The organism is Labrys sp. E2SS-1L (assembly GCF_057073705.1).
Genome location: NZ_CP172712.1, coordinates 5279438 through 5295891, shown reverse-complemented (window position 1 = coordinate 5295891; position 16454 = coordinate 5279438). Strand labels below are relative to the sequence as shown.

Annotated in this window: 12 protein-coding genes; 6 read left to right on the top strand and 6 right to left on the bottom strand. The window is 65.7% G+C overall.

All coding sequences use genetic code 11. The annotated features are described in order from the left end of the window. Positions 1 to 113 precede the first annotated feature (113 nt). Complete coding sequence (locus ACIGJE_RS24810; protein WP_483678944.1) at positions 114 to 1136, top strand: hypothetical protein; 1023 nt, start codon at positions 114 to 116, stop codon at positions 1134 to 1136. Positions 1137 to 1157: 21 nt separating this feature from the next. Here ACIGJE_RS24810 and ACIGJE_RS24805 read toward each other — a convergent pair whose 3' ends face one another. Then, entirely contained in the window at positions 1158 to 1529 is a 372-nt protein-coding gene (locus tag ACIGJE_RS24805; protein WP_483678943.1) for a cupin domain-containing protein, read from the bottom strand. Positions 1530 to 1703: 174 nt separating this feature from the next. Further along, positions 1704 to 2648: a ring-cleaving dioxygenase gene (locus ACIGJE_RS24800; RefSeq protein ID WP_311940116.1), complete on the bottom strand. Its 945-nt coding sequence runs from the start codon at positions 2646 to 2648 to the stop codon at positions 1704 to 1706. Positions 2649 to 2816: 168 nt separating this feature from the next. On the opposite strand from ACIGJE_RS24800, the gene ACIGJE_RS24795 reads away from it, so the two are divergent. The 5 genes from ACIGJE_RS24795 to ACIGJE_RS24775 all read left to right on the top strand — a co-directional run bounded on the left by ACIGJE_RS24795 (position 2817) and on the right by ACIGJE_RS24775 (position 9890). Further along, a complete protein-coding gene (locus tag ACIGJE_RS24795; RefSeq protein ID WP_483678942.1) occupies positions 2817 to 3737 on the top strand; it encodes a LysR family transcriptional regulator in 921 nt (306 codons plus the stop codon). Positions 3738 to 3765: 28 nt separating this feature from the next. Continuing rightward, on the top strand, positions 3766 to 4233 hold the full coding sequence (locus tag ACIGJE_RS24790; RefSeq protein ID WP_311940113.1) for a GNAT family N-acetyltransferase: 468 nt from the start codon (positions 3766 to 3768) through the stop codon (positions 4231 to 4233). 81 nt (positions 4234 to 4314) lie between these two features. Beyond that, on the top strand, positions 4315 to 5397 hold the full coding sequence (locus tag ACIGJE_RS24785; RefSeq protein WP_311940111.1) for a helix-turn-helix transcriptional regulator: 1083 nt from the start codon (positions 4315 to 4317) through the stop codon (positions 5395 to 5397). Between the two features lie 468 nt (positions 5398 to 5865). Beyond that, the gene (locus tag ACIGJE_RS24780) at positions 5866 to 6651 is read left to right on the top strand and encodes a winged helix-turn-helix domain-containing protein (protein ID WP_415084603.1); all 786 of its coding nucleotides are present in this window, start codon (positions 5866 to 5868) and stop codon (positions 6649 to 6651) included. Between the two features lie 227 nt (positions 6652 to 6878). After that, positions 6879 to 9890 (top strand): ABC transporter transmembrane domain-containing protein, encoded by a 3012-nt coding sequence (locus tag ACIGJE_RS24775; RefSeq protein ID WP_483678941.1) that lies wholly within the window; start codon positions 6879 to 6881, stop codon positions 9888 to 9890. Between the two features lie 303 nt (positions 9891 to 10193). Here ACIGJE_RS24775 and ACIGJE_RS24770 read toward each other — a convergent pair whose 3' ends face one another. The 4 genes from ACIGJE_RS24770 to ACIGJE_RS24755 all read right to left on the bottom strand — a co-directional run bounded on the left by ACIGJE_RS24770 (position 10194) and on the right by ACIGJE_RS24755 (position 16363). Further along, positions 10194 to 12590, bottom strand: a complete 2397-nt coding sequence (locus tag ACIGJE_RS24770; protein ID WP_415084607.1) for an aldehyde dehydrogenase family protein — start codon at positions 12588 to 12590, stop codon at positions 10194 to 10196. A 188-nt stretch (positions 12591 to 12778) separates the two neighbouring features. Then, positions 12779 to 13855, bottom strand: a complete 1077-nt coding sequence (gene deoC / locus ACIGJE_RS24765) for a deoxyribose-phosphate aldolase (protein ID WP_415084609.1) — start codon at positions 13853 to 13855, stop codon at positions 12779 to 12781. Beyond that, positions 13848 to 14846 (bottom strand): sugar-binding transcriptional regulator, encoded by a 999-nt coding sequence (locus ACIGJE_RS24760; RefSeq protein WP_367625414.1) that lies wholly within the window; start codon positions 14844 to 14846, stop codon positions 13848 to 13850. The genes deoC and ACIGJE_RS24760 overlap by 8 nt, the downstream gene beginning before the upstream one ends. Further along, entirely contained in the window at positions 14846 to 16363 is a 1518-nt protein-coding gene (locus ACIGJE_RS24755; RefSeq protein WP_415084611.1) for an FGGY-family carbohydrate kinase, read from the bottom strand. The genes ACIGJE_RS24760 and ACIGJE_RS24755 overlap by 1 nt, the downstream gene beginning before the upstream one ends. Positions 16364 to 16454: the final 91 nt, after the last annotated feature.

Sequence of the window (16454 nt, the reverse complement as noted above, 5' to 3'; positions counted from 1 at the left end):
CTCCTTGGCGAAAGATCTAAACGGAACGGCTCAAGCCGGGATGATCGGATCTGGCCTCATTGCCTCCCGAGTGCAGTTGCGGCACCCTGCGAGGGTCGAACCTCGAGGTCGTCATGCAGTCTCCCGAGACAATCGCCACGCACGCCTATTTCGGACAGGTCACGGCGGATGGGTGGGATCTCATCTTCCATCCGCCTGATAATCGCTCCGACGTCGTCTATCGGGCGGGGTATGTGTGCCATCCGACGCGTGAGCACTACGAGGCGCTCCTGCCACGCCTGCCGGCCTTCGAAGCCTTCTGCCGCAATCTGGAAGAGAATGACCGGCGCGTTCGCCAACATTTTCGCTCCTGGCCACTCACGGCAGGAGCGTTCGAACTCGTCTGTGCCATGATGGGCGGTGACGACGAGTTGCTTCCATCCTCACTCACGCCTTATCCCTATGATCAGCGGCCCTTCGCCCTGCAATATCGCGCGCTTGACCAAGCAGCCTGGGAGTTTGCCGGCGTTACCTGGTGGCCGCCGGTTTTCGCCGCTCTTTTCGATGCCACCGGAAATTTCTCGGGGATCGAGTACCAGGTCGAACAGGCGATGCGCGACCTGCCGGATTCAATCGCACCGTCTCGATGGGAGGCGGGATATCGCCATCCCTATTTCGGGCGACGCAAGCTGTCGGATTTTTCGCGACTGACAACGTCGACCGTTGCGGGGCGCAAGATTCCGTTCGATCTCTTCATGACCAAGAAAACCATGGCTGCCTTCGAGCCGGAGCATCTGGATCCGTTCGTATCCTTGGTCGAGAAATTGGATGGGCTGGATGCCGGCGTACGGTCGGGCTTTCCCGAGGCAATGCGCATGGAATGGCTGGAGGAGCGTTTCACCTATGGTACCCCGACCCTGCGCCGGGCTCTCGATCAGATCTTTCCCGATGCAACGGATCCGAGTGCCGTCTCGCCGCAGGCCTTTGCCGCGGCTCTCGTTCTCAAGCGTGGATGTTTTTCACTTTCGCCCGAGAAAAGCGGCGGCGCGGCACTGACCCTCGACTATGCGATCCTGCCGGCCCGCAACGACAATGAATTGTTCGCAGCCAAGTTTTCGCTCGATGGCGAGTTGCTTGACCTCGTGATCGAGAGTTGAGGAAGAGCGCCCGGTGCCGCCTCAGGCCCAGACGTCGTTCCGGGCCGTACGCTCGCCACCTTCATGGCCGGTGTTGAGGGTGCCGCGCGGTTCGATCAGCAGGAGATGGACCTCGCTTTCCGCATAGGGCTTGTGCTCCAGGCCCTTGGGCACCACGGCCATCTCGCCGGGATCGATGACGACCGCACCATGGCGGAAATCGATGCGCAGGCGGCCGCTGAGGACGATGAAGGTCTCATCCGTTTCAGGATGGTCGTGCCAGATGAAATCCCCCTCGATGCGCACCAGCTTGAACTGATAGTCGTTCATCTCGGCGATGACGCGGGGCTGCCAGAGATCGCCGATCTTTGAGATCTTCTCTGCGAAGTTGATCGCTTTGGGCGTGGTTTCCATGGTGCCTTGCTCCGTTCTCGAATGATGCGACTTATGGAGCCTGCCGCGGTTGCGATCTTGAACGATTGTGCGCTTTCGCCGCGGTGCGGTTTCAAGGCTTGCCTCCAACAAAAACAGCGCCGGGGGATACCCGGCGCTGGCCTTGCGTTGGTTGGACGATGTTTGTGGCCGATACTACAGGGGCTGCAGACCGGCTTCGATGGCGGCGCGGCGGCCTTCGAGGAAAGGCGGCAGCGACAGGCGCTCGCCCAGGCTCTCCAGCGGCTCGTCGACGGCGAAACCGGGGCCATCGGTGGCGATCTCGAAGAGATTGCCGCCGGGCTCGCGGAAGTAGAGCGAGCGGAAGTAGTAGCGTTCCACTTCGCCCGAGCTCGGAATGCCGAACTGGCCGAGCCGTTCGGTCCAGGCATGGATTCCCGCGACGTCCGGGGTGCGGAAGGCGACGTGATGCACGGCGCCGGCGCCCTGGCGGGCAGTGCCGAGCCCCGGCTGCACGGCGACATGCAACTCGGCAGCGGCACCGCCTTCGCCCATGCGGTAGACATGCACTCGGCCCTCGCCGTCGGGCGAAGCATAGTCGCGCTCCTCCTTCATGTTGAGCACGCGGGTGAGGACGGCATCCGTGGGCTCCTTCTTCGGCACCGAGATGGTGATCGGGCCAAGGCCCCTGATCTGGTGTTCAGTCGGTACGGGGCTGCGGCTCCAGGGGTGCAGGGCGCCGTTGCCGCCATCGTCCACCAGCCGGAAACGCTGGCCCTCCGGATCCTCGAATTCAAGGCTGGCGCGACCGTCGATCAGGCCGACGTCGCCGGCGGTTACGCCCAGATCCTTCAGGCGGGCCGCCCAATAATTCAGGCTATCCTCGCCGGAGACGCGCAGGCCCGTGCGGCTGATCGAATGGGTGCCGCGGCGTTCGGGTGCCACCGGCCAGTCGAAGAAGGTGAGGTCGCTGCCGGGCGTGGCCTCGCCGTCGGCATAGAAGAGATGATAGGCGCTGGTGTCGTCCTGGTTGACGGTTTTCTTGACCAGCCTCAGGCCAAGCGTGTCGGTGTAGAAGCGCTTGTTGCCGGGTGCGTTCGCGGTGATCGCGGTGAGATGATGAATGCCGGTGAGCTGCATGGCAGTCTCCTTCGTGTTGCGTTGCCCGGAATATCGGCGCGAACGGTCGGGCCGGGTAGCGCGATCCTTGCACACGCCGCGTTCGAAGATTTCGAACGGCAAGGCTTGGAATGAGAGCGCTCACGGGGTAGGCAGAGTACCTGGGGTGCACCGACCGAGACGCTCGCCATGAAATGGACCATCGACGAGATCAAGACCTTCCTGGATGTGATGGAGACCGGCACCGTGTCCGGCGCGGCGGCGCGGGCGAACCTGTCGAAATCGGTGGTCAGCAAGCGCATCGCCGATCTCGAGCTGGCCCTGGGCGCGCCGTTGTTCCAGCGCCATGCCGGGCGCATCCTGCCCAACGAGACGGCGGGCGAACTGGCGGTACGGCTAAGGCCGGCCCTCGCTGAGATGACCAACGCCGTCGAGAGCGTGGCCTGGGGCATGGCGGGCCTGCGCGGTTCGCTCGCCATCTCGGCGCCGATGAGCTTCGGCATCCGCCATCTCAGCCCCTTGCTGGCTGCCTTCGCCCTGCGGCACCCCGATCTGGAACTGGTGGTCGACTATGAGGATCGCTTCGTCGATTTGGTGCGCGGCGGCTTCGACCTTGCCGTGCGCATCGGCCAGATGTCGGATTCCGGCCTGATCGCCCGCAAACTCTGCGACGATCCGCGCGTCGTCTGTGCCAGCCCCGACTATCTGGAGCGCCGGGGGGCGCCGAAGGATCTCGCCGACCTGCCCAATCATGCCGCTATCGGCTATCGCAACCTGCAGGCGACGCAGGTCTGGCAATTGGCCGATGGCTCGGGCGGTGTCGTCGGCGTGCCGATGCGCGGCCGCATTGCCGCCAACAATGGCGAGGTGATGCGCGACATGGCGATTGCCGGCCTTGGGCTGGCCCTGCTGCCGATGTTCATTGCCCATGAGGCCCTGGCCGATGGTCGCCTCGTCGCCCTGCTGCCCGGCAACCCGCCGCAGCCTTTGCCGATCGCCGCGGTCTGGCCGCCGGTCAAGCCGATGCCGCGCAAGCTGCGGGCCATCGTCGACCACCTGGTCGAGGGCTTCGGTGAGGTGCCCGACTGGCTGCGCGAGCCCGCGCGATGATACCGGTTCTCTGCCCGCGGATGTGCCGATGCCGATAGAACGATATGACGGCCCGCGCGACGCCCTGCTGGCGCTGTTCGCCCTCGCCGATGATTCACCGGTTCAGATCGCCTCCTATATCGGGCTGGGCGATGTGCTGGTGGCCCGCCGGGAAGGCATCATCATCGGCCACGCCCAGATCGTCGCCACCGATGAGCCAGACGTGCTCGAGCTCAAGAGCCTGGCGGTGCTGGCCGAGCACCGCGGCACGGGGATCGGGTGCGAACTGGTCGAAGCGGCCATCGCGTTTGCCCGGGATCAGAGCGCTCTGTCGCTGGTCGTCTCGACGGCGACGGCCGATATCGGCAATCTGCGCTTCTACCAGCGCCGGGGCTTTCGCATGACCCGAATCGTGCCAGATGCCTTCCGGCCGGAAACGGGTTACCCCGACGGCATCATGATCGATGGTATAGTCCTACGTGATCAGGTGTTTTTCGAGTTGAAACTTGCGGATTGAGGGAGAGAAATCGATATTTTCTTGGTGAATTGACGGCGTGATCTGGAATAATGCAGGCGTTGCTTTCGAGAGGAAGCCGTCATGGATCAGCAACTGGTCGATCGGATCTACGAATGTGCCTTCGTGCCGGAACAATGGCCGGACACGCTGGACACGCTTTCGCGCATGACGGCGGGGGCAGGCGGCAGCCTCTATGTCTTCGGCAAGGACGCCACCATGCTCACGGCCTCGCCCGACGCCCGGGAGAGGGCCAAGGCCGCTCTGGCCGGCGGCTTCGCCCAGCGCGGCCATGGGCTGAGCCGGGTGTTGGCATCCTCGCGGGCCGGTTTCATCACCGAGCGGGACATCATGACCGAGATCGAGCTCGAGCAGGAGCCGCTCTATCGTGATTTCTGGCGCCCCTCGGGCATCGGCTCGATGATCGTGACCACGGTGGAGCTGCCAACCCGGGAAATGCTGCTGCTCCTGTTCACGCGCTGGCTCGCCCAGGGGCCGGCCGAACGGGCCCTGGTCGATCGTTTCGACATATTGCGCCCTCATCTGGCCCGCAGCGCCCTGATGACCGCACGCCTGCAGCTCGAGCGGGCCCGCGCCGCCAGCCAGACCCTGGCCGCTCTCGGCCTGCCGGCGCTGGTGCTCGACCGGATGGGCAAGGTGCTGGCCGCCAACAGCCTGATCGAGGATCTCGGCGCTTTCGTGCATTGGCGCGCCTTCGACGGCGTCTCCTTCGTCGATCGGGCGGCCGACAAGCTCCTGCGTGACGCCATCGTCACCATCGACCAGCCGCATGGCGCGAGCGTGCGGTCCTTCCCGGTGCGGGGGGAGCCCGAGGCGATGGTCGCCCATATCGTGCCGATCCGCCTGAGCGCGCGCGACATTTTCGTGAGCAGCGCGGCGGCCCTGATCCTGACGCCGGTGACCGCGCCGCAGGCACCGCCGGTTGAGCTGGTGCAGTCCCTTTTCGACCTTACGCCGGCGGAGGCCCGGGTCGCGCGCAGCCTCGCGACAGGCGACAGCGTGGAGCACATCGCCCAGCATAGCGGCGTGACGCCGAATACGGTGCGCACCCAGGTGCGCGGCGTCCTGGAGAAGACCGGTTGCAGCCGCCAGGCCGAGGTGGTCGCCCTGCTGGCCGGACTGGCGCCACTGCCTCGCATGGCGTGATCCCGGCGGGGTTGATAGGTGCTTCCTCACCTCATCTTTCCGGTTGCGTTGCCCCTCACCCTAACCCTCTCCCCGTAAGGACGGGGCGAGGGGACTTCAGCCTTGTATTTCAGGCCGAAAGTGTCTCATCTCGCCCAGCGGTTGGGCGAGATGAAATCTCCGACGATCATTCGTGACGTTTGCGCCTCCCTCGCCCCGCTTCTTGCGGGGAGATGGTTAGGGTGAGGGGAAGCGCTCCCGTGTGCAGTCATGTTGATAGACACTTTGCTTTCGATGAGCACCGTGACGCAAGAAATCCGGCTGCGCCTCATCTGTTTTGATGATGTTTCCCTGGCAGGAATGGCGAAACTGGAGCTGCGGCTGAGACAGCCGGAGGCTTCCTGCAAATCCTCCTGCACTTTTTCGGCGGCACCACAGACGGAGCGGGGACAAACCTCGCCCAACCCCCACTGCCGAGAGAGTAGAGACATGGATCAGGAGCTGACTTACAGGCTCGGCGAATCCGTTCTGGATCTCAGCCGAGGTACATTGCGCAAGGCCGGCGCGCGCGTGCCGGTGCGCTCCAAAACCTTCAAATTGCTGAGTTATCTTGCTCGCAATGCCGGAAGGGTCGTCCGCAAGGACGAATTGTTCGCCGCGGTCTGGCCGCATGCCGTGGTTACCGAAGGGGCCCTGCTGCGCTGCATTCGCGATGCGCGCCAGAGCGTCGGAGACGAGCAGCACCGTATCATCCACACCGTGCCGGGGCGGGGCTACATCTACATGCCGCCCGAAGGCTTCGCTGATGCGCCGGAGGCACCGGAGCAGGGCACCGATGACATCGATCTCGATGCCGGCGCGGCGGAGCCCAAGGTCGCGGTGATGCCGTTCAGCCTGCGTGGCGTGGATGGTGGGATGAAGCCTGCCTTCGAGACCATCGTGCAGGAAATCAGGGGCGCGATCGCCAATTCGCGCGTGATCGTGGTGCAGCCGCCGGCACGGCGCAAACCGTCACCCAAGACGGTCGCCGGTGTCGACTATCTGGTCGAGGGCCAGGTCGTGGCCGGCGAGCCGCATCTCAATGTCGTCGTGACCTTGTCCGATGCCCGATCGGGCCGCCGCCTGCTGACGCAGTCCTTCTTCCTCAAGGCCGAAAGCGTCGTGGCCTTCCACCAGAACGTCGCCAGGCAGGTCGTCAGTGCGCTCGTCTTCAATATCGAGACGGCCTCCTGGCACGGTACGACGCAGGGCACGACATCGCTGCACATGTGGTGAAGGCCAAGAAAAAAAGGCCTTTCTCGTGCGCCGATATAGGCAAGGGAGCGGTTTTCGCCTGCCGGTGGCTTGCTATTGTGGGTTGCAGTCACACATGAGGATGTGGGGATCTCGCAACGGGCGGGAGGCGGCTTTTGTCCAGCAATGGCGATCCGGACAGATCCGGGCTGTTTTCGTTCGTCTGGCGGTACAGCAGGCGACATCAGCTTTTATTACTGGCTGCGACCGTGGCTTCCTTTCCGGTGCTCTATCTGTCGCTGGAATTGCCGAAATATATCCTGAACGGCGCGCTTCAGGGGCATGTCACGCCGCTCAACCACCTGGGCCTGCATCTCGACCAGACCACGCTTCTCATGGTGCTCTGCCTGGCCTTTCTGGTCTGCACTTTGGCCAATGGCGTCATCAAGATGCAGCTCGGCATCTACCGGGGTGTCATCGGCGAGAGGCTGATCCGGCGGCTGCGCTACAAGCTGATCGCCCAGGTGCTGCGCTTTCCCCTGCAACGCTTCGACACCGTCTCGCAGGGCGAGGTCGTCTCGATGGTCACCGCCGAGGCCGAGCCCTTGAGCGGCGTGATGGGCGATGCCTTCGCCCAGCCGGTGTTCCAGGCAGGCCAGATCTTGACCATCGTCGCCTTCCTCTTTCTCCAGAATGTCTGGCTCGGCGTTGCCGGCATCGGCCTCATTCCGGTGCAGGCCTATCTGATCCCGCGCATGCAGCGCTATGTGAACAGGCTGCATCATCAGCGCGTCAGCCGGGTACGAGCCCTGTCGGAACGCATCGGGGAAAGCGTCGCCGGTGTCGCCGATCTCCGGCAGAATGGCGGTTTGCGCTATCGCCTCGCCGAGTTCAGCCGGCAGCTGGGCGAGCTCTATACGATCCGGCTGCGCATTTTCGAGCGCAAATTCCTGATCAAATTCGTCAACAACTCGATCACGCAGCTCACCCCCTTCCTGTTCTTCCTGATCGGCGGCTATCTGGTCATCCATGGCCAGCTCAGCGTCGGCGCCCTGATCGCGGCGCTTGCCGCCTCCCGCGACATCGCCGATCCCTGGCGCGAATTGCTGACCTATTGGAACCAGGCCCAGGAAGCATCCTCGCGTTATGACGCCCTCCTGGAGCAATTCGAAGTGCCGGCGGTTCCGGCCCCGGCGGTGGCCGATGCCGATGTGCCGCGCCTGAACGGCACCATTCATCTGCGCGACGTCACCGTGCCGGGCCTTGGCGGCGTGCCTCTGCTCGATCAGGTCGATCTCACCATTCCCGGCGGGGCGCTCGTCGCCATTCAGAGTGCGGACATGCTGGTGCGCCGGGCCTTGTGCGACCTCTTCTCGGGCGCCTCGGCGCCGAGCACCGGGCAGGTGACCATATCCGGCCTCGATCTCGTCGGCGTCAGCCCGACCGTTCTGGCGGCGCGTATCGGCGTCGCCACCAGCACGCCCTACCTTTTCCGCGGCACCATCGCCCAGAACACCAGGATGCCCCTCTATTTGGAACCCGTGCCGTCGGGTGAACCGTCGGGCGAGGAGGCCAAGGCTGTGGCCGAAGCCGTGGAGACCGCCAACAGCCCCGATCGGCTCGACATTGCCTGGAACGATGGCGGGCTCGTCGGTTTCAAGGACGAAAGCGAGGTCGACGCCTGGTGGCTCGCTGTCATCGAGGTGATCGGTCGCTCGGAAATGCTGCTCGATCGCGCTCTCGACGGCTATCTGGTTCCGGGCCAGCATGACGATCTCGCCGGCCGCGTCCTCGCCCTCAGGGAACGGGTGGCGCGACGCCTGGAGACTGATGGATTGGCCGGGCAGATCGACCGGTTCGATCCCGGCGCCATCAATCCAGGCCTGACCATCGGCGAGAACCTGCTCTATGCCGTCCACCATCACGGTGAGACCGAATCGAGCCATCCGGGTGAACGCCTCCTGGCCGAGATCGCCGGGCTCGACATTGCCGAACAGCTCCTGGCCTTCTCGATCGACCTTGCCTCGACGCTGGTCAGGGCCTTTGGCGAAGTCGGGCCTCGCCATCCGCTGCTGCGCCGCTTCACCACAATCGGCCCCGAGCTGTTCGAGCGCTTGCGGTCGGTCGCCTCCAAGGAGCAGGCCCACGACGTCGCCGGCATGAGCGCCGCCGAGCGTGCCACGCTGCTGTCATTGCTCTTCAACATCGCGCCGAGTGATCTCGGCACCGATTTTCCCGCCGAACTTGCGGCCGCCATCGTGGCCGCACGTGCCCGCCATGGTGCGCGCCTGAGGGAGCTGGCAGGCGGAACTTTTTCGCCGATCCAGGCCGATGCCTATAATTATGACCTGACCGTACTGGAAAACTTGGTGTTCGGCCTGTCGGTGGCGCCGTCGGAGGCGACCCGCCGGCAGATCCACCACGTGCTGATGGAAGTGGTGGAGGCGCAGGGCCTCGCCGGCGCCCTGCGCCTGCTGGTGGGAGAGGTGCGTACCGCGATCGCCGGCACCAACCTCTCGCCGGCGGTGCGCGAGCGCATCGGCCTCGGCCGGGCCCTGATCCGCCGGCCCGATCTCGTCCTGCTCGATCATGCCATGGCGAGCGCTTCGGAGGCGGACCGTCGTGCCATCTGGCTCAGGCTGCGTGCCCTGCTGCCTGACAGCACCATCATCGTACTGGAGCCCCAGATCACCCAGAGCGAAGACTTCGACCTGGTTGTCACCATCCGCGACGGTCGTTTGATCAACGGGGCCAGCCGCCCGCCGGCGCCGGCCTATCACGCCTCGATCTCGGGCGACCTGCAGGCCAAGGTCGAGGTGCTCTCGGCGGTGGAGAGCTTCCGCGGCCTCAAGCGAAGCCAGATCGAGCTGCTCGCCTATGCCTCGCGCTGGATGTCGACGAAAGCCGGCGACTATGTCTTCCGCACCGGCGAGGTGCCCGATGGCGCCTATGTCGTCGCCTCCGGCAGCGCCGAACTGCGCTGGCTCAATTCGCTGGGCGAGGAGGAATTGATCGATACCATCCTGCCCGGGCGGCTGATCGGTGATCTTGCCGTCATCCTCGGCCAGACGCGCATGGTGTCGATGATCGCGACGGCCGACCTGACCGGCCTGCGCATCGGCACGCGCGAATTCCTCGACATCGTCGAAAGCGACATCACCGTCGCCCTGCATTTGCTGCGCACCGTCGGGCATCACCTGGTCGAGGTCGGCGAGGAGGTGATCACCAAGGGCGCCTACAAGCCCAAGCAGCCGGGCGAGGTCGCCACCGGTCGGCCATAAGAGTGCTCGGGCGTTCTCCGGAAAAGCCAATGGGGAATGGATCACTCCCTGTCGCCGAGGTCGCGCAGCCCCTCACCTCTATCCTCTCCCCGTGAGAACGGGGCGAGGGGACCTTGACGGTACATTTTATACTGAAAACGTCTCATCTCGCTCAACCCCCGGGCGAGATGAACGGCCCGAGGATGAATCGCGACGCCTGCGCCCCCTCGCCCCGTTCTTACGGGGAGAGGATAGAGGTGAGGGGCTGCGCGACTTTGATGGGACGTGCCATTACAAGCGGGGTTGCTTGTAATGGTGCCGACCCTATTCGCCGTAGGGCACCCAGATGTTCTTCACCTGGGTGGCATGGCGCAGATAGTCGGCGCCCTGGGCCTGCGCATCCTTCAGCCAGTCGATGGCCCGGCCCTGGTTGGTCCAGGTCGCCTTGAGGTTGCCGGCGGAGGCCTTCTCGGCGGCCGCGGCGCCGCTTCTGGAGCCGTGATACCAGAGGGCGTCGACGTCGTCGTGCTCGGCCAGGGTCTTGGCGAGTTCGTCGCGCGCGCCGGTGACGATGTTGACGACGCCGGCCGGCACGTCCGAGGTTTCCAGGATCTGGTAGAAGTCGGTCGCCGCCAGCGGGAAGGCCGGCGAGGGTACCGCGACGACGCGGTTGCCCATGGCGATCGCCGGCAGCACCAGCGAGACGAAGCCGAGCAGCGGCGCCTCGTCCGGGCAGAGGATGCCGACCACGCCGAAGGGCTCGTTCATCGCCAGCGTCACGTTGCGCGAGCGGGTGGCATGCACGCGGCCGTCATATTTGTCGGCCTGGGCGGCGTAGTAGAAGATGCGCCGGATCGCCTTCTCGACTTCCGCCTTGGCTGCCTTGGCGCTGTGGCCATAGCTCACCAGGCGCTGCTCGAACTCGGCCGCACGGGCCGACAGGTTCTCGGCGATGTAATAGAGCACCTGGGCACGGTTATGCGCCGTGGCGGCGCCCCAGCCGCCTGCCTTGGTCGCTGCTTCGACCGCGTTGCGGATGTCCTTGCGATTACCCAGGCCCGCCTGGCCGAGCGTGGCGCCGGCCGTGCTTTTGACCGTGTAGCTGTAGCCGGAATCCGGGCGGGCCTGCTTGCCGCCGACGAACAATTTGGCGGTGCGGTCGATGCTGGGCAGGCCGGTGCTGGCAGGCGCGTCGGCCGGCGTGACGCCAAGCGTAGCGGCCTTGTTGTCCTCGGCCGCCGGCAGGGATTTCTCCCAGTCGGGCTTGAGATATTCGTAGAGGCCTTCGCGGCCGCCCTCGCGGCCGAAGCCGCTCTCGCGATAGCCGCCGAAGCCGGCGGCGGCGTCGAACAGATTGGTGGAGTTGACCCAGACCACGCCGGCCTTCATGCGGGCGGCGGTGTCGAGGGCGCGGTTGATGTTCTCCGACCAGATCGAGGCGGCGAGGCCATAGCGGGTGTGGTTGGCGAGCTGGATCGCCTCGTCGGGCGTGCGGAAGGTCATCGCTACGGCGACCGGGCCGAAGATCTCGACCTCCGAGACCGTGGAGGAGGGCTCCACATCGACGAAGATCGAGGGCGGGAAGAAGCTGCCCTTGGCCGGCAGGGCGCAATCGGCCTGCCAAAGGGTGCCGCCCTCCTGCTCTCCCTTCCTGACGAGGTCCTGGATGCGCTGGAGTTGCACCGGCGCGACGATGGCGCCCATGTCGACGGATTTGTCGAGGGGATCGCCGACGCGCAGCGTCTCCATGCGGCGGCGCAGCTTGCCGAGGAAACGCTCGGCGATGCCTTCCTGGATCAGCAGGCGCGAGCCGGCGCAGCAGACCTGGCCCTGGTTGAACCAGATGGCATCGACCACGCCTTCCACGGCGCCGTCGAGATCGGCATCCTCATAGACGATGAAGGGCGACTTGCCGCCGAGCTCGAGCGAAAGCTTCTTGCCGGAGCCCGCCGTGGCCTGGCGGATCAGGCGACCGACTTCGGTGGAGCCGGTGAAGGCGATCTTGTCGACGTCGGGATGGGCGACGAGGGCTGCACCCGTGGCGCCGTCGCCGGTGACGATGTTGACCACGCCATCCGGCAGGCCGGCTTCGCGGCAGATCTCGGCGAAGGCCAGCGCCGTCAGCGGGGTGAACTCGGCGGGCTTGAGCACCACCGTGTTGCCGGCCGCGAGCGCCGGCGCGATCTTCCAGGCCAGCATCAGCAGCGGGAAGTTCCAGGGAATGATCTGCCCGCAGACGCCGACCGGGCCGTAGCCGGCGAATTCGGTCTCGACCAGCTCGGCCCAGCCGGCATGGTGGTAGAAATGCCGGGCGACCAGGGGAATGTCGATGTCGCGGCTCTCGCGGATCGGCTTGCCGTTGTCCAGCGTCTCCAGCACCGAGAGGAAGCGCTCGCGCTTCTGGATGTGGCGGGCGATGGCATAGAGATAGCGGGCGCGCTCGTGGCCCGGCAGGGCGGACCAGGCGGGAAACGCCTTGCGTGCAGCCTTGACGGCGGCATCGACGTCCTCGGCCGTGCCGGCGGCGACCTTGGCGAGCAGCGTATCGCGGGCGGGATTGACGACCTCGAAGGTGTCCTTGCCCTTGGAGGCGACGAAGGCTCCGCCGATGAAGTGCTTGAAGCCCTTCTCATGGCTCGCCAGCCAGGCCGTGACGTGATTGTCGGCTTCGGGCGCAGGACCATAGTCCATGGTTTGCAGAATTTCCTTTACGGTGGGCATCGGTGTGTTCCTCCAGCCGGCGAGGGCTGTATCACCCTCCCCTGGAGGGGGAGGGTCGACGCGAAGCGTCGGGGTGGGGTGAAACTGGTACGACACTGATCATTTGGTGCCGGCAGGCGAGGGGTAAGGAAGTCACCCCACCCCGGCCCTGCGGACCGACCCTCCCCCTCCAGGGGAGGGTGAAAAAATCAGGCCAAAGCGTGGTGGGTCAGCGCCGAATAGCGCCCGGTCACGAAGTGTTCGAGCTGGCGCTCGATGTCGGCGAGCATCGAAGAGGCTCCGATGCGGAAGAGATTGGGTTCCAGCCAGGGGCGGCCGAGCTCTTCCTTCATCAGGGCCAGCCAGGCGAGGGCGTCCTTGGCGGTCCTCAGGCCGCCCGCCGGCTTGAAGCCGACCGCCTCGCCGGTGAACTCGCCATAATCGCGCAGGGCGCGGAGCATGGTGAGGCTGACGGGCAGGGTGGCGTTGACGTCCTCCTTGCCGGTGGAGGTCTTGATGAAATCGGAGCCCGCCATCATGGCGACCATCGAGGCCTTGTAGACGTTGCGCAGCGTCTTGAGGTCGCCGGTGGCGAGAATGGCCTTGAGATGGGCTTCGCCGCAGGCCTCGCGCATGGCGCGGATCTCGTCATAGAGGGCGTTCCAGTCCTGCGTCAGTACCTGGGCGCGGTTGATGACGATGTCGATCTCTCCGGCACCCTGGTCGACGGCATAGCGGATCTCGGCGAGGCGCTGGGGCAGCGGGGTGAGGCCGGCGGGAAAGCCGGTCGCCACCGAGGCGACGGGAATGCCGGAGCCGGCGAGCGCCTTGACGGCGGGGCCGACCATGGTGGGGTAGACGCAGACGGCGCCCACCGTGGGCGGGGTGTCGGCGAGGCCGAGAGCGGCCACGATGTCCTCGCGGATGGGGCGGCGCGCCTTCAGCGCGAGGCGATGCACGCGTCCGGGCGTATCGTCGCCAGCCAGTGTGGTGAGGTCGATGCACTGTACCGCCTTCACCAGCCAGGCAGCCTGATATTCCTTCTTCACCGTGCGGCGCCCGCCGAGGGTCGCGGCCCGGCGTTCGGTGGCGCTGAGATTGACCTCGATCGCGTCGAACCATTCCGGCTTGAGGGCGGTGCCGGGATTGCGGGCATGGGCGCCCTGGCCTGACACGGTGAGGGCGGAGCTGACAGGCACCACGCTGAGGGCAGGGACTGTTTGACCCGAGGAGACCTGGGCGGGCTTTTTGGAGGCAGCCGGCGTGCCTTTTTCGGTCTTATCCATGGTGGCTTTCATCCAGGAGGAAGCGTGCCGTCTCTTCGTCGGTGACGAGCACATTGACATAGCCGGCCCGGAGGCAGGCAAGGGTTACAGGCTGTTTGGACTTGCCGGCAGCGACGCCGATCGAGAATTTGCGTTCCCGGCAATAACGCAGGTCCAGACCGATGGTTCGGGCATCGATGTCCGCATCGACGATATTGCCATGAGCGTCGATATAGCGGCTGAGAATGTCGCCGACGGCACCCTTGGCCTTCAGAGCGGCGGTCTCCGCCTCGGTGACGAAGCCCGATTGCACCAGGACGGAATCGGGGCTGATCGTGCCCATGCCGAAGCAGATCACCGGGGCCTGGCGGGCAAGCTCCAAGACGCTGGCGATGGTGGGGTCCTGCTCCAGGGCGATGCGGGTGGCGGCATGGCCGAGAATGGCCGGCACCGGCAGCAAGGTCGCCGTGCCATTGGCCGAACGGGCGAAGAGCTCGGCCGTGTTGTTGGTACGCACGGAGGGCGAACGGATATTCATGGCACCGTTGAGCAGCACGACTTCCACGCCTTCGTTCCAGAAGGGCGGCAGGCGATGGGCCACCGCGCTCATGGTGCGGCCCCAGGACACGCCGATCAGCGGCACCTTGCCGAGGCCGGCGAGCATGCGTGCGGCGGCCTGCGCCACGGCATCGAGCAGGAGCCCCTCGTCCTCCTCGCCATTGTTGGGGACGACGACGGCCTCCTTCAGGTTCCAGCGGCGCTGGAGCCTCGACTCGATATCGGGCGAGCGCGGCGCCCGCGGCACGATCTCGATGCGCACGATGCCGGCCTCGCGTGCCTCGGTCAGCAGGCGGCTGGCCTGCCAGCGCGTGAGGTTGAGCTCCTTGGCAAGGTCGCCCATGGTCATGTCGAGCTCGTAATAGCGCTTGGCGACCTGGATCATCAGGAGTTCGCGCTGCTCGCCGGACATCGTCCTGAACTGGACGTCTTGGTCGAGATTGCCGACACTCATCAACGCGGTCCCTCAAGCTGTCTTGATGCCAGCCTGCGCGAGAGTGGCGCAAGAAGCTCGGTGGCTTCAAGATAATCCTGCAGCAATTCACCATAGCGGGCATGGGCAGCGAGGTCGGGCTCGACCAGCGTGACCGGCTGGGCCACCGCGTCCGCCGCGGCAAAGAGGTCGTCGAACAGGCCGGCGCCGGTGGCGGCTGAGGCGGCGGTGCCGACGAGGGTGAGATTGGTCTGGCCGAGGAGTTCGACGGGCATGCCCATGGCATCGACGGTGGCCCGCAACCACAGCGGATTCTTGGCATAGCCGCCCGAAGAGACGATGCGGTTGCAGGGAATGCCGAGGTCCTGGATACGGCGGAACACGTTGGCCGAACCCAGCGCCACCGCTTCGACGGCGGAGCGATAGAGATCCGCGCGAGTATGGCTGAGGGCGAGGCCGAGCACCGCGCCGCGCAGCAGGGGATCGCGATAAGGCGTGCGATTGCCCATGAAATAATCGAGCGTCAGCAGGCCGGTGCCGCCGACCGGCAGGGCGCTCGCTTCCTGTACCAGAGCAGCGCGCTCCTGCTGGTCGAGCCCGAACATGTCGCGCGCATACCAGGACATCACCGAACCGGCCGAAACCTGGCCGGCTTCCACCAGCCAGTAGTCATCGACCAGGGCATGGGGATAGGGACCCCAGAAGCCGGTGACCGGGGCCTCGGCCGCGAGCTGGAAGAGATGGACGATCGAGGTGCCCCCGATCAGCAGATGCTCGCCCGGTTTCAGGGTGCCGGCGCCCGCGATGCCGGTATGGGCGTCGATGCCGCCCTGGGCGAGGATGGGCCGGTTGACGAGGCCGAGATGCTCGGCCGCGGCGGCACTGACGGGGGCGATCGGCGCGCCCACCGCCTTGATATCGTTTGGCAGTTTCGTGGCGAGATCGGCAATGCCGAACTCGGCATAGAGCTCGTCGGGGAAGCGGCGGCTGACGGAATCGTAGTTCCACTTGCAGGTCGCGTTCATGCGCGAGCCGACCCACAGCCCCGTCAGCTTGAAATTGATGTAGTCGAGGCACTCGCAGACGATCTCGGCCTCGGCATAGACGTCTGGCTCGTGCCGCGCGAGCCACATCGCCTTGGGCACCAGCCATTCGGCCGCATCGCTGCCGCCGGCATAGGCCAGCACGGGGTGCTTCGAGCGGGTCGTCCGGGCCGCTTCCTCGGCGGCCCGGCAATCCATCCACAGGAGGGAGGGGCGGAGCGGCGTGCCGTCCCGCTTGCAGGCCACCACGGTCGAAGCGGTGGTCGCGGCGCAAACGCCGTCGATGACGGGCGAGCCGAGGTCGCGCATCAGGCCGCGGCTGGCCTGGCCGAGTGCCTCCCACCAGTCGGTCGGCGATTGTTCCGCCCAGCCCGGATGGGGGTGGCGGGTGGGGTACTGGACCTCCCGCTCACCGAGCATCGTGCGGCTGTCGAGGTCGAACACGCCGACCCTGATGCCGCCGGTGCCGAAATCCAAGCCGAGAAGACGTGGCATGAGGTTCTCCAAGATAGAGCGCAACTCCCTTCTCCCCTTGCGGGAGAAGGTGGCGCGTAGCGCCGGATGAGGGGTGGAAGAGGATGCCTTG